This is a genomic window from Rhizobium sp. CF080 (assembly GCF_000282095.2).
Taxonomy (GTDB): domain Bacteria; phylum Pseudomonadota; class Alphaproteobacteria; order Rhizobiales; family Rhizobiaceae; genus Neorhizobium.
The window spans coordinates 159,421-180,082 of the sequence record NZ_AKKC02000014.1; the positions used below are offsets into that span (position 1 = coordinate 159,421).

At 62.7% G+C, this 20,662-nt stretch carries 18 protein-coding genes; 8 read left to right on the forward strand and 10 right to left on the reverse strand.

Features of this window, described 5'->3' with window-relative positions; all coding sequences use genetic code 11:
- Positions 1-4: 4 nt before the first annotated feature.
- Both PMI07_RS26520 and PMI07_RS26525 read right to left on the reverse strand, forming a co-directional pair.
- A complete protein-coding gene (locus PMI07_RS26520; RefSeq protein WP_007775356.1) occupies positions 5-946 on the reverse strand; it encodes an acetamidase/formamidase family protein in 942 nt (313 codons plus the stop codon).
- A gap of 72 nt (positions 947-1,018) precedes the next feature.
- Positions 1,019-1,921 carry a LysR family transcriptional regulator gene (locus tag PMI07_RS26525; protein ID WP_197032566.1) on the reverse strand — a complete coding sequence of 301 codons (903 nt, stop codon included), beginning with the start codon at positions 1,919-1,921 and terminating at the stop codon, positions 1,019-1,021.
- A gap of 99 nt (positions 1,922-2,020) precedes the next feature.
- On the opposite strand from PMI07_RS26525, the gene PMI07_RS26530 reads away from it, so the two are divergent.
- Positions 2,021-3,436 carry an aldehyde dehydrogenase family protein gene (locus PMI07_RS26530; RefSeq protein ID WP_024164184.1) on the forward strand — a complete coding sequence of 472 codons (1,416 nt, stop codon included), beginning with the start codon at positions 2,021-2,023 and terminating at the stop codon, positions 3,434-3,436.
- Between the two features lie 39 nt (positions 3,437-3,475).
- Here the strand turns inward: PMI07_RS26530 and PMI07_RS26535 are convergent, their stop codons facing one another.
- Entirely contained in the window at positions 3,476-4,681 is a 1,206-nt protein-coding gene (locus PMI07_RS26535) for an MFS transporter (RefSeq protein WP_007752749.1), read from the reverse strand.
- Positions 4,682-4,916: 235 nt separating this feature from the next.
- On the reverse strand, positions 4,917-5,852 hold the full coding sequence (locus PMI07_RS26540) for a LysR family transcriptional regulator (protein ID WP_007752748.1): 936 nt from the start codon (positions 5,850-5,852) through the stop codon (positions 4,917-4,919).
- A gap of 157 nt (positions 5,853-6,009) precedes the next feature.
- Here PMI07_RS26540 and PMI07_RS26545 point away from each other — a divergent pair, with 157 nt between their 5' ends.
- The 3 genes from PMI07_RS26545 to PMI07_RS26555 all read left to right on the forward strand — a co-directional run bounded on the left by PMI07_RS26545 (position 6,010) and on the right by PMI07_RS26555 (position 11,358).
- The gene (locus tag PMI07_RS26545) at positions 6,010-6,831 is read left to right on the forward strand and encodes an alpha/beta hydrolase (RefSeq protein ID WP_007752747.1); all 822 of its coding nucleotides are present in this window, start codon (positions 6,010-6,012) and stop codon (positions 6,829-6,831) included.
- 33 nt (positions 6,832-6,864) lie between these two features.
- Positions 6,865-8,049: an efflux RND transporter periplasmic adaptor subunit gene (locus tag PMI07_RS26550; protein WP_007752746.1), complete on the forward strand. Its 1,185-nt coding sequence runs from the start codon at positions 6,865-6,867 to the stop codon at positions 8,047-8,049.
- A 129-nt stretch (positions 8,050-8,178) separates the two neighbouring features.
- Entirely contained in the window at positions 8,179-11,358 is a 3,180-nt protein-coding gene (locus tag PMI07_RS26555) for an efflux RND transporter permease subunit (protein ID WP_007752744.1), read from the forward strand.
- Positions 11,359-11,418: 60 nt separating this feature from the next.
- Here PMI07_RS26555 and PMI07_RS26560 read toward each other — a convergent pair whose 3' ends face one another.
- Positions 11,419-12,189, reverse strand: a complete 771-nt coding sequence (locus tag PMI07_RS26560; RefSeq protein WP_007752743.1) for an SDR family oxidoreductase — start codon at positions 12,187-12,189, stop codon at positions 11,419-11,421.
- Between the two features lie 104 nt (positions 12,190-12,293).
- Between PMI07_RS26560 and PMI07_RS35125 the strand changes: the two genes are divergently transcribed.
- Positions 12,294-12,440, forward strand: coding sequence for a hypothetical protein (locus PMI07_RS35125; RefSeq protein WP_007752741.1), 147 nt, complete (start codon positions 12,294-12,296; stop codon positions 12,438-12,440).
- A 120-nt stretch (positions 12,441-12,560) separates the two neighbouring features.
- Positions 12,561-13,241, forward strand: a complete 681-nt coding sequence (locus PMI07_RS26565) for an HAD-IA family hydrolase (protein WP_007752739.1) — start codon at positions 12,561-12,563, stop codon at positions 13,239-13,241.
- Between the two features lie 3 nt (positions 13,242-13,244).
- Here PMI07_RS26565 and PMI07_RS26570 read toward each other — a convergent pair whose 3' ends face one another.
- The gene (locus tag PMI07_RS26570) at positions 13,245-14,603 is read right to left on the reverse strand and encodes an APC family permease (RefSeq protein WP_007752736.1); all 1,359 of its coding nucleotides are present in this window, start codon (positions 14,601-14,603) and stop codon (positions 13,245-13,247) included.
- A 309-nt stretch (positions 14,604-14,912) separates the two neighbouring features.
- On the opposite strand from PMI07_RS26570, the gene PMI07_RS26575 reads away from it, so the two are divergent.
- Complete coding sequence (locus tag PMI07_RS26575) at positions 14,913-15,578, forward strand: methyltransferase domain-containing protein (protein ID WP_007752734.1); 666 nt, start codon at positions 14,913-14,915, stop codon at positions 15,576-15,578.
- Positions 15,579-15,593: 15 nt separating this feature from the next.
- Positions 15,594-16,220 carry a TetR family transcriptional regulator gene (locus PMI07_RS26580; protein WP_037088438.1) on the forward strand — a complete coding sequence of 209 codons (627 nt, stop codon included), beginning with the start codon at positions 15,594-15,596 and terminating at the stop codon, positions 16,218-16,220.
- Here PMI07_RS26580 and PMI07_RS26585 read toward each other — a convergent pair whose 3' ends face one another.
- From PMI07_RS26585 to PMI07_RS26600, 4 genes are all read right to left on the reverse strand, one after another.
- Positions 16,221-16,658 (reverse strand): YqaA family protein, encoded by a 438-nt coding sequence (locus tag PMI07_RS26585; protein WP_007752727.1) that lies wholly within the window; start codon positions 16,656-16,658, stop codon positions 16,221-16,223. It lies immediately after the preceding gene.
- Between the two features lie 74 nt (positions 16,659-16,732).
- Positions 16,733-19,252 carry a protein translocase subunit SecD gene (gene secD / locus PMI07_RS26590; protein ID WP_007752725.1) on the reverse strand — a complete coding sequence of 840 codons (2,520 nt, stop codon included), beginning with the start codon at positions 19,250-19,252 and terminating at the stop codon, positions 16,733-16,735.
- A gap of 90 nt (positions 19,253-19,342) precedes the next feature.
- Positions 19,343-19,723 carry a hypothetical protein gene (locus tag PMI07_RS26595; protein WP_155956651.1) on the reverse strand — a complete coding sequence of 127 codons (381 nt, stop codon included), beginning with the start codon at positions 19,721-19,723 and terminating at the stop codon, positions 19,343-19,345.
- 231 nt (positions 19,724-19,954) lie between these two features.
- Positions 19,955-20,464, reverse strand: a complete 510-nt coding sequence (locus PMI07_RS26600) for a cupin domain-containing protein (protein WP_037088440.1) — start codon at positions 20,462-20,464, stop codon at positions 19,955-19,957.
- Between the last annotated feature and the right edge of the window lie 198 nt (positions 20,465-20,662).

The following is a 20,662-nucleotide window of genomic DNA, read 5'->3' on the forward strand; positions in this document are numbered from 1 at the left end:
GGCTTCAGGCCGCGCGGTCGACCAGGGTCTTCGCCATCATCATATGTACGCCCTTGCAGCCGTTGACGGTCTGGGTGATGCGCAGGTCGCCGGCGAGACTGCAGAGCGTATAGGCATCTTCCCGCGACAGGCCACCCTTTTCGCCAAGCAGCACGATCATATCGCGCAGTGCCATGACGGCGCATTGGTCGAGGTCCGGATCCATGCCCATGGTGATGTAGTGCGTCGGCGTCTCTGCACGGGGATAGGTGAAATCGAGGTCCTCGCGCACGGTGAGCTGGAAAGTGCCGCGCAATGCCGTTTCGATGGCGGTGATGCAGACCTCGCCGTCCCCTTGCGCGCCATGGCCGTCGCCGCAGGAAAACAGCGCGCCTTCGTTGAAGATCGGCAGATAGAGGGTGGTGCCGGCGACCAGTTCCTTGTTGTCGATATTGCCGGCATGCGAACGTGGCATGATCGAGGTGATGCGGCCCCAGTTCGGTGGCGGAGCGACACCCATGACCCCGAAAAAGGGCGCCAGCGGCAGGTCGAGACCCCAGGGCAGGCGGCCGACATTCTTCTGCTTGTCGAGCGGGATGGTGATCATCCGCGGCGTCTCGAAATCGTAGGGAAGGGTGCCTGCAAGCGGGCGGATGACGTTATAGCCCCAGTCCTGGCGCAGCTCGACATCGAGGATCTTCACCTCCAGGACCTGGCCGGGCTTGGCGCCGCGCACGGCAACCGGACCGGTCAGGATATGGCCTTGCATGATCGGCCGGCAGTTTTCGTGAATTTCGAGATGTTCGGGAAGGATGGTGAACCCTTCCTTGGGCAGAACTTCCGCCGGGCCGGAGACGGAATCGATCACCACGGTGTCGCCGCTGTCGATTGTCAGCACCGGTTCCAGGGCAGCGTCGAAATAACCCCAGGCGCAGGTTTTCGAAGACGCGGCGACGTGATGCTTCATGGTCTAGCTCCCCTTGTTTGATCAAAAAGAGACTATTCGATTCCGCAGGCTGCACCAGTCCGCAAATCCAGCCTATTCGCCTTCGCGGCGATTGATTTCATGGATGAGATCGACGAAAGCGCGCAGCTTGGCAGGCAGATGCCGGCGGCCCGGATAATAGAGGCAGAGGCCGGGATAGGGCGGTGTCCAGTCGCCGAGAACCTGAATCAACCGGCCGGCCGCGACATCGTCGGCCACCTGCCATTCGTTGAGATAGGCAAGCCCAGCGCCTTCGCGGGCCGCGCGCAGCATCAGGTCGCTTTCGTCGAGGATGAGCGGGCCGGGCACGTCGATCGTAAACGCCTCGCCGCGCTTCTCGAATTCCCAGCGATAGATCGAACCACTCGCCATGCGGGCGCGGATGCAGCGGTGGGCGTTGAGATCGGCCGGCACGAGCGGTTTCTCGCGGCCTTCGAAATAGGCAGGCGAGCCGACGATGGCGGGCCGGATCGTCCGGCCGACCGGAATGGCGATCATGTCGGGCGGCACGGTTTCGAGGATGCGAACGCCGGCATCGAAGCCTTGGGCGTTGATATCGACGAGCGCGCCTTCGGTGAGGACCTCGACATTCATCTGCGGATACCGGTGGAGGTATTCCAGCACCAGCGGTGTGAGGATCATCCGCGCCGCGCCGAGCGCGGTGTTGATGCGTAGCGTGCCGGAGGGCTCGGAACGGTGTTCGTCGGCAAGGTCGATGGCGCTGCGGATTGCCGCAAGCGCCGGCGTCACCTCGGCGACGAACTGCTCGCCGGCGGATGACAGGGTGACGCTGCGGGTGGTGCGATTGAAGAGGCGGATGCCGAGCCGGGCTTCGAGCGACGCGATCTGCTGGCTGAGGGCCGATGAGGAGACGCCGAGTTCGCGGGCGGCGGCCCGAAAGCCGCCGCGGCTCGCGACAGTCACCACCGCTTCCAGTTCGGCCAAGCTTCCCCGCATCATTGTCCGTATTTCCTTATCAGCTTGCGACGCTTTGGGCAGCTTATCAGATCAATCGCGGGGTGCCAGATAAGGCCCATCGAACACAGGAGAAAACCGATGCGCACTATTACCCAAATCTATATCGACGGCGCCTTCGTCAGCCCACATGGCGAGGAAACGGCCGACCTTTTCAACCCGTCGACCGAGGAGAAGATCGGCACGGTCCGGCTTGGCGATCGCCAGGATGCCCGGGCCGCGATCGCCGCTGCCAAGCGCGCTTTTCCGGCCTTTTCGAAGACCAGCAAGGCCGAGCGGATCGACATGCTGAAGCGGCTCAGCGCCGCAGTCTCTGCCCGCACCGAGGAACTGACGGCCGCGATGGCCGAGGAATACGGCGCGCCGCATTATTTCACCGGCTTTTCCGTGCTGCATGCCGCCTCGGCCTTCCTCAACATGGCCGAGACGTTGGAAGGCTATGATTTCACCCGGCAGATCGGCCGGGCCGAGGTGACCATGCAGCCGCTCGGCGTGGTGGCGGCCATCACGCCGTGGAACAGCAATTACGGCTTCATCTGCGGCAAGCTTGCCACTGCCATCGCCGCCGGTTCGACGATCGTCATCAAGCCGAGCGAGATGAGCGCCATCCAGACTCAGTTGCTCACCGAATGCCTGCATGCGGCGGGTCTCCCCAAGGGCGTCTTCAACATCGTCAACGGCCGCGGAGATGTGGTGGGGGCGGAATTCAGCGTCCATCCGGATATCGCCAAGGTGACCTTCACGGGCTCGACCGCTGTCGGCAGGCAAATCCTCAAAGCCGGCGCCGAGACGCTGAAGCGGGTTACCCTGGAACTCGGCGGCAAGGGGCCGAACATCATTCTTGCGGATGCCGATCTCGGTCAGGCAATCCCGACGGTGCTGATGATGGGGCTCGGCAATAGCGGCCAGGCTTGCGTAGCCGGCACGCGCATCCTGGCGCCGGCGAGCCGGTTGACGGAAATTCTCGCAGGCCTCAAGGCCGGCATCGAGGCGGTGAAGACCGGCGATCCGAAGGACCCACAGGTGCGGGTCGGGCCGATGGTCAGCCAGAAGCAGTTCGACCGGGTGCAATCCTATATCCGGCTTGGGCGGGAAGAGGGTGCCGAGATCCTTGCCGGCGGCGAGGGGCGTCCTGATGGGCTGGAGCGCGGCTGGTTCATCCGGCCGACGATCTTTACCAGCGTCACCAATGAGATGCGGATCGCCCGCGAGGAGATTTTCGGACCTGTCCTGGTGGTCATTCCCTACAAGGACGAGGAGGATGCGATCCGGATTGCCAACGACACGAGCTACGGGTTGCAGGCCTATGTCCACAGTAGCGATCTCGACCACTCCAGGAAAATCGCTGACCGGCTGGAATCCGGGCGGGTGGTGATCAACGGCGCGCCGCATGAGCCGCTGGCTCCGTTCGGCGGCTTCAAGCAATCGGGGATCGGCCGCGAATATGGTCGCTTCGGGCTCGAAGCGATGCTGGAGCCGCGTGCGGTTCTGGTCTGAGTTCGAGGATGAAGCGGAGGGTGGCAGTAACCGCCCTTCTCACGCCGTTCTGGTGGTCTCGTGGCTTGTCGCGGCGATGCGGCGTTCCGTCTGGCGCAGGCAAAGCGCCAGAACCAGGCCGAGCCCGGTTGCCGCGGCGATATAGAACGGAGCGCCCTGCCAGCCCGATGCTGCGACGATCGAGGCGAGCATCATCGGTCCGAAGACCTGGCCGATATTGGAGCCTTGCATGACGAAGCCGCTGAACGTTCCGACGAGATCGCGGCGCGGCGCATAGACGGGCAGCGAGCCCATGATGGTTGCCGGCAGCACGCCGCCCGACACGGCATAGAGCACCGAGGCCCCATAACGCACCCAGAGCGGGAAGCTATGGCCGAAGACGATAAAGGCGGTCAGTGTCAGCATCACGCAGGGACCGCCGATCAGCACCCAGCGCGGGGCGCCCCAGCGGGCGAAAACGCCGCCGAGCACGTTGCCGACGCCGTTCGCGAGCACGGCAAGCGCCGTCATGATCGAAGCTGCGGTCAGGCCGATGCCCATTTCCTCGATCAGCAGCGTCGGCAGGAAGCCGAAGACCGACATGAAGCTGGCGCTGTAGGCGACGAAAATGCCGGACAGGATCCAGGATACCGGCCGGGACGCGGTGAGTTTAACGGCCGTCAGCAGCGACGTTGCGGGATGTCCGACAGTCTGCGGCTTGGGAACGCGCATCAGCAGCAGTGCGATCATCGGGATGACACTGAGCATGGCGGCAAAGATCCAGGAGCCCTGCCAGCCGAAGCTCGGCAGCAGGAAGGGCGAGATCATCATCATCACCGAAACGCCGACCGGCATCCAGATGCCCCATATCGCGAAAGCCAGCCCCGTATCGCGCGACGCCACCGAGGCGGCGATCAGGCCGGGGGCTGCGACCGAGACCATGATGAGGCCGACGCTTTCCAGCACTCGGCTGGCGAAGATTATCGTTTCCGAATGAGTGAGGGCGCCGATCAGGCTGCCGGCGATCAGCAGTGCGAGGCCGAGAATCATGGCACGGCGGTGCGTCAGGTAGTCGGTGAAACGGCCGATCAGGACACCGCAGACCGCGCCGAGCGCGCTTGAGAGACCCATCAGCCAGCCGGCGGCGACGAGATCCATGCCGAGTTCGGAGCGCAGCGTGGGGAGGGCGGGCGGTACCTTGCCAACATGCAGGGCCGCGGCAACGCCACCCAGAACGGCGATTGTGACATGTCCCCAACGCGTCATGCTGTCTTTATTCCAGTCATCGAACAAACATCCGACCGCTTTATCACCCCCCTGCGAGTCGAGGCATAAATTCCATCGCGGAGGGCATGATTTCTTGGCCGACGCAGCAAACGGTGATGGAAGAGGGCTGGCCCTGATTGCCCTGTCGCACGGTGCAGCGTCGAGACAATGGCTCCACGGTCCCGCAAGGCACGATCGATATCAGAGCCGTCGCCACGTCACTGGCAAGCCAAGCCTAACTTGCCTTGCGCATCTGTTCGCGGCTTTCCTCGACCTTGAGGTTCTGAACGAGCTTCGCGAGCCAATCGACGAAGACCCGCACCTTGTTGGAGAGGTGGCGGGTCTGCGGATAGACGATGTAGAGGGGCAGGGATTCGCAGTGCCAGTCAGGGAGAACTTCGACCAGTTCGCCCTTCTCCACCATCTCCTTCACCATGAAGCGCGGCGATTGAACGATGCCCATGCCGGAAATTGCTGCGTTCACATAGGTCCGACTATCGTTGACCGAGACGATGTAACGCGGATTGACCTCGATCTCCTCCTCGTCTCGGCGGAAATGCATGGGCATCACGCGGCCCGATTGAGCGTTGAGGTAACCGACGCAGAAGTGCTCTTCCTCCAGATCCTTGGGACGCTCGGGGGTGCCGAAGTTGCGGATATAGAGCGGTGCGGCATAGGCATGCATGCCGATTTCGCCCACCTTGCGGGCAATCAGCGACTGGTCGGTCGGTGTGCCGGCGCGAAGCGCGCAGTCGACGTTTTCGGCGATATAGTCGACCAGCCGGTCGCCGACGCCGATGTCGAGCCTGATCTGCGGATAGCGCTTATGGAAATCGCATAAATTCGGGATGACGAGCAGGTCGGCGAAGGCGCCCGCCATTTCCACGCGCAGCCGCCCGGACGGCTGGGTCTGCGAATTCGACATGCTGCCGTCAAGCTCGTCGATCTCGGAGAGGAGCTGCATGGCCCGTTCGTAATAGAGCGCGCCGTCGGTCGTCACCATGACCTTGCGGGTCGTGCGGTTGAGCAGCGTCGTGCGCAGATGGCCTTCGAGGCTCTGGACGAGATTGGTCACCGTCGTTTTGGGCATATTGAGAGTGGCCGCAGCCCGGGTGAAATTGCCGGTTTCCACGACGCGGACGAATACGCGCATTGCCGAAAGCTGATCCATTGTCTTGATTCCTGCTGCGCCGCAACATTGTTCCGAAATATGGAATAGTGTTGTCGAATGCCGTTAGCTTGTGTGTTTTCACCCGAATAATAATATCAGGTTCAAGATAGACGGCAAGCACCCCGCTTTTACTAGGGGTTTGGCCGAGGGTTTTTCAATGATCGCGCAATGGGAAAATATCGCGTTTGACAAGTCGGCCAAGCCGGCTGTCCCGATGCGCGTCTATGAAGGAGCCGCCAAGAGCAAGGTTCCGCCGCTGGTGCTTTACCTGCGGGGCGGGGCGTTTCTCAACGAACAGCGCGACGAAAACGAACGCCCGGTCGCCAAGGCACTGGCCGAAGCCGGGGCTGTGGTGCTCGAAGCTGATTATAGCAGCGTTTCGCAGAACATGTTTCCGCAGGCGATGGAATGTGCTTTCGCGGCACTTCATTGCCTTGCCGGCCGGCGCAAGCAGTTCGGCAGCGCGAAATCGCTGCTTTTCGTGGCGGGCGACGAGGCGGGCGGCAACGTCGCGGCTGGCGTGGCGCTGAAGGCGCGCGACCTGATGCCGGGCGAGCTGAGCGGCCAGATCCTGCTGTCGCCGATGATCGACCCGATGATGACGACGCAATCCTTCCGCAAGGCGGACGCGATCGGCATGGGCGAACGCTGGGCGGAGGGCTGGAGCCATTATCTCGGTTCCCATTGCGGGTTCCAGCATCCTTATGCGGCCCCTTGCCTCTGTTCGCGGCTTTCGGGTGTCGCACCGGCACTCATCGTGACATCGGAAGACGATCCGTTGCGCGATGAAACGCTCGGTTATGCGGCTCGTTTGAGTGAGGCCGGCGTTTCGGTCAGGCAGAAGATTTTCCCGGCCAGCTGCGGCTGGACGGGCATTTACAGAGAAGGCGACGGCAAGTGGATGAAGACGCTCTGCGCCGAGTTCACCGATTTCGTCCAAGAATTAAGTTCGAAGCATAGCATATTTGAAGGTAAATAACGGCCGACTCCCAAGGCCGTAAGGAGACTACAGATGACATCGAAGATCAAAAGCTGGGCCCTGTGGGGCACTGGACTGAGCACGGCTGCGCTGATCGCCGGCGCTTCGGTCTATCTCGATCTGCCGCAGGGCGCCCAAGCCGCGCCTGCGACGGCTGCTGCAGCGGCGCCGGCCGTCCCCGTGACGGTCGCCACCATCGAGCCGCGTAATGTTTCCACCTGGCAGGAATTCTCCGGGCGGTTGGAAGCCGTCGACCGCGTCCAGATCCGGCCGCGGGTCGCCGGCACCATCCAGTCGGTGCATTTCCGCGAAGGCGGGTTGGTGAAGCAGGGCGACCTGCTCGTCAGCATCGATCCGGAGCCCTATCAGGCGGCGGTCGCTCAGGCTGAAGGCCAGGTGGCCTCGGCCCAGGCGAGGGTCGAACTTGCCAATACCGAACTCGATCGCGGCAAGAACCTCGTCTCCAAGAATACCATCTCGCAGAGCGATCTCGCCCAGCGCCAGAGCGCCCAGAGCGAGGCGCTGGCCAACCTCCAGTCGGCGAAGGCAACCTTGAAGACGGCACAGCTCAATCTCGACTATACCGAGATCCGGGCACCGATCGCCGGCCGGGCCGGCAGGCTGGAAATCACCGTCGGCAATCTGGTGGCGGCAGGTTCCGCGTCCGCCCCGCTGACGACGCTGGTTTCCGCCGATCCGATCTATGCGAGCTTCGACGCCGGCGAGGAACTGGTGTCTCGTACGCTCGCCGATCTTCCGCTCGTCGACGGTGCGCCTGATATCGAACAGGTACCGGTCGAGGTGAGCACGCTTGCCGGAAAGGACGCCCCGATCCGCGGCAAGCTGCAGCTCATCGACAACGAAGTGAATGCCTCGAGCGGCACGATCCGCGTGCGCGCCGTCTTCGACAATCCCGGTGGCAAGCTGATCCCCGGCCAGTTCGTGCGGGTCCGCATGGGCCAGCCGAAGGCGCAGGATCACCTGATGGTCAGTGAAAAGGCCGTCGGCACCGATCAGGACAAGAAGTTCGTCTTCGTGGTCGATGCGGCCAATACCGTTGCGTACCGGCAGGTGGAGCTGGGCACGGCGGTAGACGGCATGCGGATCGTCGAAAAGGGTCTCAATCCGGGCGACCGGATCGTCGTCAACGGGTTGCAGCGGATCCGTCCGGGCGCCGTTGTCCAGCCCGAGGAAGAGGCGAAAGTCGCCAACAAGTAATGCCTTGAGCGGCGGCTAGTCCGCCGACTCCTTACACTCATCCAGTTCCGGCTCCTGGAGCTTGCAGCCATTTGGCTGCGAGCCGGGACCGTTTCGCCTCTTGTTCAACCCCGGAGAGAGGGCTTTGACATGAATATTTCCAGGTTTTTCGTCGACAGGCCGGTCTTTGCGGCCGTGCTGTCGATCCTCATCGTGGTCGCAGGTCTGATCGGCATGCGGTCGCTGCCGATTTCCGAATATCCCAATGTGGTCCCGCCTTCGATCGTCGTGCGTGCCGTCTATCCTGGCGCCAACCCGACGGTCATCGCCGAAACGGTCGCGACGCCGCTCGAAGAGCAGATCAACGGCGTCGAGGACATGCTCTACATGTCCAGCCAGGCGACCTCCGACGGCGTGATGACGCTGACCGTCACCTTCAAGCTCGGCACCGATCCGGACAAGGCGCAGCAGCTCGTTCAGAACCGCGTGAGCCAGGCCGAACCCCGCCTGCCGACAGAAGTGCGTTCGATCGGTCTGACGACCGTCAAGAGCTCGCCGGACTTCATCATGGTGGTCAACCTCGTCTCCGACCGATACGACATCACCTACCTGCGCAACTATGCAACGCTCAACGTCAAGGACCGGCTGAACCGCATCCAGGGCGTCGGCCAGGTGCAGGTGTTCGGCGCCGGCGACTATTCGATGCGCGTGTGGATCGATCCGCAGAAGGCTGCCGAGCATTCATTGGCCGCAAGCGACATCTCGAACGCCATCCGCAGCCAGAACGTCCAGGCGGCGGCGGGCATTATCGGTGCCTCGCCGAACCAGCCGGGGGTCGACCTGCAGCTCAACGTCAATGCCCAGGGGCGCCTGCGCACCCCTGAAGAGTTCGGCAACATCATCGTGAAGAGCGGTCAGAACGGTGAAATCACCCGGTTGCGGGATGTTGCCCGCATTGAGCTTGGTGCTGCCGATTATACGCTGCGCTCGCTGCTCGACGGTCGTCCGGCCGTTGCCATCGCGGTTCTCCAAGCGCCGGGTTCGAACGCGATCGAGATCGCCGACAACGTCAAGGCGACCATGGACCAGCTGCAGTTGGCGATGCCGCAGGGCGTGAAATACGAGATCGTCTACGATACGACCAAATTCGTGCGCGCATCGATCGAGAAGGTCATCGACACGTTGCTCGAAGCCATCGCGCTCGTCGTGCTCGTGGTCATCATCTTCCTGCAGACCTGGCGTGCCTCGATCATTCCGCTGATCGCCGTTCCCGTCTCGATCATCGGCACGTTTGCGGTCATGTATGCGTTCGGCTTCTCGATCAACGCGCTGACGCTGTTCGGCCTCGTGCTGGCGATCGGTATCGTCGTCGACGATGCGATCGTCGTGGTGGAGAACGTCGAGCGCAATATCGAGGGCGGCTTAAGTCCGCGTGATGCGACCTACAAGGCGATGAAGGAAGTCTCCGGTCCGATTATCGCGATCGCGCTGGTTCTGGTGGCGGTCTTCGTGCCGCTCGCCTTCATCAGCGGGCTTTCCGGGCAGTTCTACCGGCAGTTCGCGCTGACGATCGCGATTTCGACCGTCATCTCGGCGATCAACTCGCTGACGCTGTCGCCGGCACTTGCTGCCTTGCTGCTCAAGGACCATCACGCCAAGAAGGATTGGCTGACCCGGTTCATGGATGCGATCTTCGGCTGGTTCTTCCGTGGTTTCAACCGCGTCTTCGGTGCGGCTTCTAACGGCTACGGCCGCACGGTCGGCGGGTTGCTCTCGCGCAAGAGCTTGGTGATGATCATCTATCTGGCTCTCGTCGGTGCGACCTACAGCATGTTCAATGCGGTGCCGGGCGGCTTCGTGCCGGCACAGGACAAGCAGTATCTGATCGGCTTTGCCCAGCTTCCGGACGGCGCCACGTTGGACCGCACCGAAGACGTGATCAAGCGGATGAGCGAGATCACCCTCGCACAGCCTGGCGTCGAACATGCCATCGCTTTCCCGGGCCTGTCGATCAACGGTTTCACGATCGGCTCGAATGCCGGCATCGTCTTCGCAGTTCTCGACGACTTCGAAAACCGCAAGACACCGGAGCTTTCGGGCGGTGCGATTGCCATGCAGCTGAACCAGAAGTTCGGCGCCATCCAGGACGCCTATATCGCCATGTTCCCGCCGCCGCCGGTCAACGGCCTCGGAACGACGGGCGGGTTCAAACTGCAGATCGAGGATCGTGCCGGCCTGGGCAACCAGACGCTCGATGAGGCCACCAAGGCGGTTATCGCCAAGGCCTACCAGACGCCGGAACTCGCCGGCATCTTCTCGAGCTTCCAGATCAACGTGCCGCAGCTCTATGCCGATCTCGATCGCGCCAAGGCCGAACAGCTTGGAGTGTCGGTGACCGACGTCTTCGAAACGCTGCAGGTCTATCTGGGTTCGCTCTATGTCAACGACTTCAACGCCTTTGGCCGCACCTACAGCGTCCGGGTTCAGGCGGATGCACAATTCCGCGCAAAGCCGGAGGATATCGGCCAGTTGAAGGTCCGTTCGCAGTCCGGCCAGATGATCCCGCTTTCGGCCCTCCTGAAGGTGGACGCGCAGACCGGCCCGGAACGCACCACGCGCTACAACGGCTTCCTCTCCGCCGATATCAACGGTGGTCCGGCACCGGGATTCTCGTCCGGCCAGGCAGAGGCTGCGATTACGAAGATCCTCGACGAGACGCTGCCTTCCGGCATCGAGTTCGAGTGGACGGACCTGACCTACCAACAGATCCTCGCCGGCAACTCCAGCATAGTGGTCTTCCCCCTGGCGCTGCTGCTCGTCTATCTCGTGCTCGCTGCCCAATATGAAAGCCTGACGCTGCCGATCGCGATCATCATGATCGTACCGATGGGTGTGCTCGCCGCCCTGACCGGCGTCTGGCTCACCGGTGGAGACAACAACATCTTCACTCAGATCGGGCTCGTGGTGCTTGTGGGTCTCTCGGCGAAGAACGCGATCCTGATCGTGGAATTCGCCCGGGAACTGGAGTTCCAGGGTAGGACGCCGTTCCAGGCGGCGGTCGAGGCAAGCCGGCTGCGCCTGCGTCCGATCCTGATGACGTCGATGGCCTTCATCATGGGTGTCGTGCCGCTGGTTGTCTCGACCGGTGCGGGTGCGGAAATGCGCTCCGCCATGGGTATCGCGGTGTTCTCCGGCATGATCGGGGTGACGTTCTTCGGCATCTTCATGACGCCGGTCTTCTACCTGCTGGCCCGTTTGCTTACCGGCAGCCGTCCTCTGCGGCAGCACGGTACGGAGGAGGCGGCTCCCGCTCTCTCTCCAGCGGAGTAAGGTCTACCTCCGGCGCCGCGCGGGTTCTTTCCACCGGGAACCCGCGCGGTATTTTTGTGTCTAGAGGGCACCGCCGTCGATGATCATCGTCTGGGCCGTCATGGCCGCGGATGCATCCGAGGCGAGGAACAGGCAGGGACCGACCAGGTCTTCGGCCACCAGCACCCGCTTGAGGGACTGGCGCGCGACCATCGCCGTGATGCTGTCGTCGTTCAGCCAGAGCTTTTTCTGCCGTTCGGTGACGATCATGCCGGGCAGGATGGCGTTGACACGGATGTTTTCCGGCCCGAGCTTTCCGGCGAGGCTCTTCGTCAGGCCGATAATCCCGGCCTTGGCCGTCGCGTAGGCGGGAAGTCCGCCCATGTTGAGCAGGTAGGCAATCGACGAGAAATTGACGATCGCGCCGCCGTCGGCCTGCCGCAGGTGAGGGACCGCCGCCTGCGATACGAAGAACATCTGCTTGATGTTGATGGCCTGGGCGTTGTCCCAGTACTCTTCGGTCACCGTCTCGAATTCGTGGCGGTCGTCCCATCCGGCATTGTTGACCAGAACCGAAAGCGTCCCGAATTCTTGCGCCGCCTTGTCGACGGCGGCTTTCGTGTCGGCCACATTGCGCAGATCGGCCTTGAGGTAGAGGACCCGATGGCGGGCGGTCTTGGACAGCCGTTCCACCAGTTCGAGGCTCGGCTCGTCCGCAATATCGATGAATGCGACCTTGGCACCCTGGGCCGCAAAGCCTTCTACCAATGCGGCGCCGATGCCGGAGCCGCCGCCGGTGATCAGCACGCCGCGATCGGCAAGATCCGCGTGCCTTACGGAAATTTCGGCCAAAACACCCTCCCTGTCCGGCTTGGTCGCCAAGTTCTATCGCTTCGATGCGGGAAGACAAGGACGCTCGACAAACTCTCGCCATCTGAAGGCGCAATGGTCGTGCCATGACCATTGCGACAGGAATAGCCGTCGGCGTCGGGCTTGGTACGCTGCTCGGAACAGCCGTTTTCGACAATATCGGCATCGGCGTTGCCGTGGGCATCGCGCTCGGCGTTGCCCTTTCCCAGTTCATGCACTCGCGAACGAAATAGCGACGGCGGGCTGCATTCGCTCACGGAGAATTGCCTTCCGGCATCAGAGCCATTACTCGGAAGGGCAACGTTTCCGGCCATATCCCTCTGAGTCGGAGCCTGACGACAAAGGAACTCTCTGTGGCCCTTCCCGATGCCGAAATCTCTCTTCCCGAAAAGACCTATGCCGCCTTCCTGTTCGATATGGACGGCACGATCCTGAATTCGATCGCGTCTGCCGAACGCGTCTGGGGCCGCTGGGCGGCGAAGATGGGGCTCGACGTGGAAAAATTCCTGCCGACCATGCACGGCAAGCGCGGCATCGACACGATCGGGGCGCTGAATCTGCCAGGCGTCGATCCCGTCATCGAGGCGGAAGGCATCCTGCGCGGCGAGATCGAGGACGTCGAAGGCGTCGTGCCGATCCCGGGCGCGGTGGAGTTTCTGTCCGCGCTGCCGCCAGAACGCTGGGCGATCGTCACGTCGTCGCCGATCGAGCTTGCCAAAGTCCGGCTTGCAGCAGCCGGCATTCCCTTGCCGCGCTATATGGTGACCGCCGAAGACGTGACCGTCGGCAAGCCCAATCCGCAGGGCTATATCCTTGGCTCGGAGCGGCTCGGCTTCAGCCCGTCTGATGTTCTGGTGTTCGAGGACGTGCCGGCCGGCATCCAGGCGGGCGAGGCGGCCGGCGCCGACGTGATGGTGATCACCGCCACCCATTCCCATCCGATCGCGACCGAGCATTCGAAAATACCCGGCTATCTCGATCTGGTGCCGCATATCGGCGAGGACGGGCGGCTTGCGGTCCGTCTCCGGGCCTGAAGCTCAGGCGGGCTGGTTCGATGTCCGCATGATGCTGACCGTTGCGACCCAGAGCACGACGCCGAGGCCGAGCAGGCAGGCGGCGATCAGATACTGGACCGGATCGCGGCCGGTCCAGGGGCCGGCGAGGAATGTGCAGGAGATGGCACCCAGCACCGGCAGGATGGTCGGTGTGCGAAAATGCTTGTGCTCGACCGTGTCCTTGCGCAGGACCAGCACTGCGACGTTGACGATCGCGAAGACGCAGAGAAGCAGCAGCGCCGTGGTGCCGCCGAGCGCCGGGACGCCACCGGCAAAAAGGATCAGGCCGACCGCAAGCAGCGACGTGAAGCCGATCGCGATATAGGGCGTGCGGCGGCCTAAATGGACCTTGCCAAGCACCTGGGGCAGCACGCCCTCGCGGCTCATGCCGTAGATCAGTCGGCTTGCCATCATCATGTTGATCAGTGCGGAATTGGCCACTGCGAACATGGTGATGACGGCAAATATGCCGATCGGGAAGTCCGGCGCGCCGGCCTGCACGACCTTCAGGAGCGGGGTCTCGCCCTGGCCGAGTTCATTGGCCGGCACAAGCGTGATTGCCGAAATTGCCACTAGGACATAGATGAGGCCGGTGACGCCAAGTCCGGTCAGCAGCACTTTCGGGAACATCCGGCTCGGCTCCTTGCATTCCTCGGCCATGTTGACCGAATCCTCGAAACCGACCATGGCGAAGAAGGCGAGGGTGGTGGCGGCGATCACCGGCCAGAAAACGCCGCCGTCCGGTGCCGCAAACGTCCAGGCGCGCGAGACATCACCCTGGCCGCCGGCGATTGCCCAGAAGCCGATGCCGATGATGATCAGCAGGCCGGTCAGTTCGACGACGGTCAGGACCACGTTCATCTTGACGCTTTCCCCGACGCCCCGAAAATTGATGGCAGCCACCAGGGCGATGAAGCCGACCGCGATGAAAGGCACACCCCAGGCGCCGAGATCGAGGCTGAGCGAGGTGGCGAAGTTGGAGGCGAAGGCGCGCGATGCGGTCGCCGCTGAGGTGATGCCCGACGACATCACCGCGAAAGCCACCAGGAAGGTGACGAAATGGATGCCGAAGGCTTTGTGGGTGTAGAGCGCCGCGCCGGCCGCACGCGGATATTTGGTGACCAGTTCAAGATAGCTGAAAGCGGTGAGGAGAGCGACCAGGAAGGCTATGAGAAAGGGCAGCCAGACAACACCGCCGACCTGAGCGGCGACCTGGCCGGTCAGGGCATAGATACCTGTGCCGAGGATATCTCCGACGATGAACAGCATCAGCAATCCGGGACCCATCACCCGGTGCAGTTCCGTCTTCTGTTCGCCCGATTGTGTGACCGGCTTTTCCATAAGTCCCTCCTGAAGCGACCAAATTCTCTCAGCAAATTGCTCAATGGGAACAAGCGGCGGTTGTTCCCCAGAAAAACGCAAGGTTTCAGGCCGTTCTCCTAGGCCAAAAGGCTAGGCAAATTTTCGTGACAATCTTGCACTCGGTGCAAATATTTCCTAAATGTGGTGATATGGACGTTGCACTGCACAAAATTGCCGTCAACAGGCGTATTTTTCATAACGGAGGTTCCCATGCCTTGGAATTGCCATGCGGGCTGTCAAGGTCGGCGGAATACTCGAACGCATTTTCAAACCGGTGAGTCTCTGACCATGACAGCAGATGCCGCATTCTCCGATTTCCTGCATTTCTTCCGTTCCTGGATCAGCAATCCATTGCGGGTTGCGGCGGTGGCGCCGTCCGGTGACTCGCTGGCCAAGCTGATGACCCAGGAAATTGCGCCGATGGACGGCCCCGTCATTGAACTTGGGCCGGGCACCGGCGTCTTCACCCGTGCGCTGCTTGCCCGTGGTGTCGCGGAATCCGATCTGACGCTGATCGAATACGGGCCGGAATTCGTGCCGGGCCTGCAGCGGCGGTTTCCGGAAGCGCGGGTTCTGCAGATGGATGCAGCCAAGCTCGCGCACGAGGATATTTTTGAAGGCGAACCGGTCGGCGCTGTCATCAGCGGTCTGCCGCTGCTCTCAATGTCACCGCGCAAGATCACAGCGATCCTCGGAGGCGCCTTTACCTATATCCGCCCAGGCGGTTCCTTCTACCAGTTTACCTACGGCCCGCGTTGCCCCGTGCCGCGTCCGATCCTTGACCGGCTCGGTCTCAAGGCCGTCCATATCGGCCATACCGTGCGCAACCTGCCTCCGGCCGCTGTCTATCGCATCTCCCGCCGTAAGCCGCTGGACCTGACGCGGGAGCGTTCCCGGTATCGCGCCGAGGCAGAGGCCAGCCCGATCCAGAATGCCGACGAAATGGGCAGCTAGACAAAACCGGGTGAAATGACCAAGACGACTGATGGCGCGACGGGAGGCCGGCGAGAGGTCAAGCGCCGGCAAACCAGAGAACGCATCGAGGAAGCGGCGATGAGCCTGTTCCTCGAACGGGGCTTCGACACGACGACGATCGAGGAGATTGCCGAACGCGCTGAGGTCTCTAAACGCAGTTTCTTCGATTATTTTCCTTCCAAGGAAGAGGTCGTGTTCGCCTGGCAGGACGGTTTTGCCGACCATCTGATGGCGGCGATCGCGTCGAGGCCGGCCGACGAGCCGGCGGTCAAGGCCGTGCAGCACGGCCTCGTCAGCGCCCTCGTTTCGGCGGCTGACGAAAGGGCGATGGCACTCGGAGAACTGATCCGCCGCACGCCGGCGCTGAAGGCCCGCGACCAGCTCAAATATGCCAAGCTCGAAGTGAAGCTCACGGAAGCGCTGAAGGCTCGGAGCCGGAGCGACGAGGAGCGGCTGCGCATGCGGCTGCTGGCGGCCGTGGTGATGGGCGCACTGCGGGCCGGTGGAGAGATCTGGAACGAGCCGCCGCCGGGCACCTCGCTCGAAACCTTCGCGCATCAATTCTTCGGCGATTTCTGGAAGGCGCTTGCCGATTTCGGCAACGAGGGGCAGGGGCGCTGATCAGATCACGCTGAGGGTCGCCGCGGCGAGCACCACGTAGCGCAGCGCCTTGCCGACGAATACCAGGATCAGGAAGGTCGGCAGCGGCTCCCTGAGCACGCCGGCCGCGACCGTGATCGCATCGCCGCCGATCGGCAGCCAGCTGAGCAGCAGCGACCATTTCCCGTATTTCCGATACCAGGCCTGCGCCGTTTCCAGCTTTTCCTCGCTCACCGGAAACCATCGGCTGTCGCGGAACCGCTCGACGCCGCGACCGAGTAACCAGTTTACCGCGGCACCCGCCGTGTTGCCGACGGAAGCCACCAGCAGAAGGCCGGCAAGCGAATACCGGTCGGCCAGGATCAGGCCGACAAGGATCGCCTCCGACTGCATCGGAAAGATCGTGGCGGCGATGAAGGCGGCGGAAAACAGCCCCGCATAGGCGGCGAAATCGAACATGGTCAGCCTATAGCGGAGCCAAATGAAAAAGGGCGGATGAAAATCCGCCCTTCCTTGCATTTCAGGTTCGCGGATCAAGCCTTGGTGGCGTTTTCGACCTCTTCCGCAGCCGTTTCCACCTTCTTGGCGTGGCGTTTGCGCCAGTCACCGAGGAAGAGCAGGATCGGAGCCGCGATGAACACCGACGATGCGCCGGCGACGAGAATGCCGAACGCCATCGGCACCGCGAAGCTTTCCACCGCGCTGCCACCCCAGATCGCCATCGGCAGAAGCGACAGGAAGGCGGTGGCATTGGTATAGAGGCTTCGAGCCAGCGTTTCGTTGATCGACTTGTCGATCAGTTCGCGCAGCGGCATTGACTTGTAGAGCCGCATGTTTTCACGCATGCGGTCGTAGACGACGACCTTGTCGTTGACCGAATAACCGACCATCGTCAGCACCGCGGCGATCGCCGTCAGATTGAAATCGAGGCCGGTGATGGCAAAGAAACCCACCAGCTTGGTGACGTCCAGCACTAGGGTGACGATGGCGCCGACCGCGAACGGCCATTCGAACCGCACCCAGATATAGATCAGCATGGCGACGCTGGCGATGAAGACCGACAGGAAGCCGGCAACGGCAAGTTCGCCAGAAACCTTCGGACCGATGACATCGGTACCCTGGACGGTGGCGGTGGAGTCGATCTTGGCGACTTCGTCCTTCAGCTTGGTGACCGCGGCGGTCTGGGCCTCTTCGCCGCCTTCCTGACGCTGGGCGCGCACCAGGATAGTGTTCGGATCGCCGAAGGACTGCAGCGTGATTTCGCCGAGGTCGAGCGTGTTCAGACCTTCGCGGAACTTGGCGAGGTCGGCGGGACCTTGCGTCTTGACGGACATCTGGATGCCGCCGCGGAAGTCGACGCCGTAGTTCAGCCCCGGATAGAAGAACAGCCCGACCGAGGCGAGCGACAGGATGGCCGAGACCGCCACGCCGAAGAAGCGTGCCTTCATGAACTGGATGTGCTTGTCGTAGGGGCTGAACCGGAACATCGACTGGATGTTGATGATCTTCAGCTTGTAGCGGCGCGCAATGGCAACCATCGTGACGCGCACGAAGGCAACCGACGTGAACATCGAGATGATCAGGCCGAGACCCATTGTGACGGCGAAGCCGCGCACCGGGCCCGAACCGAAGTAGAACAGGATGGCCGCGGCGATGAGCGCAGTCATGTTGCCGTCGACGATGGTCGAATAGGCGCGGTTGAAGCCGACGTCGATGGCGGCGAAGGCGCCGCGGCCTTTACGCGTCTCCTCACGGATACGTTCGTTGATCAGGACGTTGGCGTCGACGGCGAGGCCGATGCCGAGCACGATACCGGCGATACCGGGCAGCGTCAGCGTCGCGCCGACCAGCGTCAGTGCCGAGAAGGTCAGGATCGTGTGGATCAGCAGCGCGACGTTCGCCAGAATGCCCCAGGTGCCATAGAGGACCAGAATGAAGACGGCGACGAGGACGAAGCCGACGAGGCCGGAATAGAGGCCCATCTGGATCGCGTCCGCGCCCAGGTCGGCGCCGACGGTGCGTTCTTCGATGACGGTAAGCTTCGCAGGCAGTGCACCGGCGCGCAGCAGTGCGGAGAGCGTATTGGCTTCCGAGACCGAGAAGCCGCCGGAGATCTGGCCCGAACCGCCGGTGATCGGCGTGCGGATGACCGGCGCGCTCAGCACCTTGTTGTCGAGCACGATCGCGAAGGGACGGCCGACATTCTGCTGGGTGATCTGGGCGAAGCGGTTGGCGCCGGCCGAGTCGAAGCGGAAGTTGACGACCGGCTCGTTGGTCTGCTGGTCAAAGGCGGCGCGGGCGTCGGTCAGGCGGTCGCCGGAAAGCTCGACGCGGTCGAGGACCGGATACTGGTTGCCGCGCTCGTCGGCGAGCATGGTCACGCCGGCCTCGCCCTGCTGGCCGAGCAGATGGAAGCTCATCTTGGCGGTCGAGCCGAGCAACTGGCGCAGGCGTGTCGGATCCTGTTCGCCCGGAAGCTGGACGAGAACGCGGTCCGAGCCGATGCGCTGAATGGTCGGTTCGGCGACGCCCACCTGGTCGACGCGCTGGCGGATGATTTCAAGCGACTGATCGACGGCGGCGGTGATATGCGAATTGATGCCGGCTTCCGTCTGGGCGACCGAGATCGTGTTGTCGGAAGGCGTGGTGATGGCGAGGTCGCTGCCGCCGATGGTCGTGCCGGCGTTTACGGGGTTGGCCAGCGTCTGGAGCTCGGTCACGGCTGCACCGCGCTGGGCCGCGTCGCGCAGCGCGACCGTCACGGTATCGCCCGTGCGCCGGATTGCCGTGGTCGTGATGTTCTTGTCGCGCAGAACGCGGCGGGCATCCTGCAGCAGGCTCTGGACGCGTTCGTTGATCAGGTCGGCACGATCGACTTCGAGGACGAGATGCGAGCCGCCGCGCAGGTCGAGGCCGAGTGCGACGCGGCTATGCGGCAGCCAGGCGGGAAGGCGGTCAAGCGTCGACTGCGGAATGACGTTCGGCAGCGCCACCAGAATGCCGAGGAAGATGATGACGAGATAGGTCGTCACCAGCCACGGGGAGTTTCTCATGTTTTTAATCCTGCTGAGCCCATGGCGCGCGGGGCGATCTGCATGGGGACTTAATTCGTGATCATGCGGGCGCCATGAGGCGCGGTCGTCTTACGCGCCAGCCGGCGGCGCACGCGGCAGCGATCCGTGCCAGAACGGGTAGATTGCCGGATCGGAGGACGGTTTCGACGCGACGGCCGAAACGAAAATCGGGAAGCTGATCTCGATGGCGCGGGCTTCCAGTGCGCCGTCGCCCGTATGCCACTGGGCGCCTGTTCCGTCCTTGCGATCCATGGCGGCAAGGGCGCGCAAGGGCTCGCGCTTGCTCAGATGCGGGGTGTCGCCGCTCTTGTCGGCCGAGACGGCGCCGCGCGGGAATTGAACGTCCTTGACGACGCCCGACAGCAGGCCGAACAGGGCGGCGATCAGCAGAGCTGCGGCAAAGACCGGCCAGCGCGACAGGAGGCTCTCCTGTTCACGTCCGTCTCTCATCCGCTTGTCCTGCGGAAACAGCGCCATGCGCATCAGCTCCGGAGCGTTAGAAATCCCGAAGTCCTTGCTTCGGAACGGAATGCCGCCTTCTAAAGGAGAGGCTTACCGTGGTCAATCTCCAGTCGCGGCGAGCGTAAAGGCAGATTGCGGCGGCATTGGCGCCGATCGCAGCATCAAGGGTCTGAACCGGTGCTTTTGTCGGTCTGCTTACCTGCGACCATGAAGACGCTGCTATTTGTGGATCGGGTCCTTCCACAGGACTTCTTCAGGCTTCTCGATAGGTTCGATATCGAGATTCACCACGACTGGATCCTGGCCGGAACGGCAGAGCACGCATTCCAGCGTCTCGTCGGGGCTCGCATTGATCTCCTGGTGCGGCACATAAGGCGGCACGTAGATGAAATCCCCGGGGCCTGCCTCCGCCACGAATTCGAGATTGTCGCCCCAACGCATCCGCGCTCTTCCCTTCAGCACGTAGATGATGCTTTCGAGATCGCCGTGGTGATGGGCGCCGGTCTTGGCGTTGGCATGGATGGTGACCGTGCCGGCCCAGATCTTTTCGGCGCCGGCGCGAGCGTTGTTGATCGCAGTCGCACGGTTCATGCCGGGGGTCTGGGCGGTGTTGGGATCGAGCGAATTGCCGGGAATGACTTTCACGCCGTGCTCGCGCCAATCGACGTGGGAATGACCGTCATGGTCATTGTCATGAGGGTGATGATGATCGTCGCGGCTGTGGCTCAAGATCGGTTCTCATTGACTGGGACGGGGCTCACCAACTCTTGCGAGTGGGGGTCCGCGAGCCCCTAACCGGCATCATGCCGGCTGGGGCCACGTAGCTTTGCTTCGGGAACATGATCAATGGGAACGTCACAAATGTCAAAGGCTTGGTGAGGAAAGGGTAACTTTCCTGTTTCAAATCAACACACTACCCAGTTTTGA

Coding starts and splice junctions, on each gene's coding strand:
- PMI07_RS26595 (WP_155956651.1), bottom strand. CDS start 19,723: ATGAGAGACGGACGTGAACAGGAGAGCCTCCTGTCGCGCTGGCCGGTC.
- PMI07_RS26575 (WP_007752734.1), top strand. CDS start 14,913: ATGACAGCAGATGCCGCATTCTCCGATTTCCTGCATTTCTTCCGTTCC.
- PMI07_RS26570 (WP_007752736.1), bottom strand. CDS start 14,603: ATGGAAAAGCCGGTCACACAATCGGGCGAACAGAAGACGGAACTGCAC.
- PMI07_RS26535 (WP_007752749.1), bottom strand. CDS start 4,681: ATGACGCGTTGGGGACATGTCACAATCGCCGTTCTGGGTGGCGTTGCC.
- PMI07_RS26580 (WP_037088438.1), top strand. CDS start 15,594: ATGACCAAGACGACTGATGGCGCGACGGGAGGCCGGCGAGAGGTCAAG.
- PMI07_RS26540 (WP_007752748.1), bottom strand. CDS start 5,852: ATGGATCAGCTTTCGGCAATGCGCGTATTCGTCCGCGTCGTGGAAACC.
- PMI07_RS26585 (WP_007752727.1), bottom strand. CDS start 16,658: ATGTTCGATTTCGCCGCCTATGCGGGGCTGTTTTCCGCCGCCTTCATC.
- PMI07_RS26545 (WP_007752747.1), top strand. CDS start 6,010: ATGATCGCGCAATGGGAAAATATCGCGTTTGACAAGTCGGCCAAGCCG.
- PMI07_RS26530 (WP_024164184.1), top strand. CDS start 2,021: ATGCGCACTATTACCCAAATCTATATCGACGGCGCCTTCGTCAGCCCA.
- PMI07_RS26520 (WP_007775356.1), bottom strand. CDS start 946: ATGAAGCATCACGTCGCCGCGTCTTCGAAAACCTGCGCCTGGGGTTAT.
- PMI07_RS26555 (WP_007752744.1), top strand. CDS start 8,179: ATGAATATTTCCAGGTTTTTCGTCGACAGGCCGGTCTTTGCGGCCGTG.
- PMI07_RS35125 (WP_007752741.1), top strand. CDS start 12,294: ATGACCATTGCGACAGGAATAGCCGTCGGCGTCGGGCTTGGTACGCTG.
- secD (WP_007752725.1), bottom strand. CDS start 19,252: ATGAGAAACTCCCCGTGGCTGGTGACGACCTATCTCGTCATCATCTTC.
- PMI07_RS26525 (WP_197032566.1), bottom strand. CDS start 1,921: ATGCGGGGAAGCTTGGCCGAACTGGAAGCGGTGGTGACTGTCGCGAGC.
- PMI07_RS26550 (WP_007752746.1), top strand. CDS start 6,865: ATGACATCGAAGATCAAAAGCTGGGCCCTGTGGGGCACTGGACTGAGC.